Source organism: Streptomyces sp. NRRL F-2580 (assembly GCF_000720115.1).
Lineage (GTDB): Bacteria > Actinomycetota > Actinomycetes > Streptomycetales > Streptomycetaceae > Streptomyces.
Window position 1 is genome coordinate 1 of record NZ_JOIR01000118.1, and the last position, 395, is coordinate 395.

A 395-nucleotide genomic window follows, 5' to 3' on the forward strand; every position below is an offset into this window, starting at 1 on the left:
TTTTCGGGTTGTCGTCGGGTGGTGACGGTTCATGATCCCTGCGGTATGCCGGTGGTATGCGTTATCCGGAGGGTGGGGGCCTGACCGCTGAGCGTCGGGGGTTTCGTGAGGAGATCCGGCTTGAGGCCGGCGTGCGGTTCGTGGCGGGTGAGAAGACAGCGGTCATCGCGAAGGATCTACGGGTGAGTGTGCGGTCGGTGGAACGCTGGCGCCGTGCCTGGCGCGAGGGCGGCATGGAGGCCCTGCGCTCCAGGGGCCCGGCGAACGCCCCGACCGTCACCGATGCCGAGTTCGCGGTGCTCGAGGAGGAACTCGGCAAGGGGCCGTCGGCACACGGCTTCGAAGACGAACGCTGGACCCTGGCCCGGGTCCAGACCCTGATCCGTCGGCATCTT

General features: G+C 67.8%; 1 protein-coding gene. It reads left to right on the forward strand.

Annotated features, from left to right (window positions below):
- Nucleotides 1–56 precede the first annotated feature (56 nt).
- Nucleotides 57–395: helix-turn-helix domain-containing protein (locus tag IF88_RS0139690; RefSeq protein WP_030724505.1), on the forward strand; the 339-nt coding region annotated here is incomplete at its 3' end.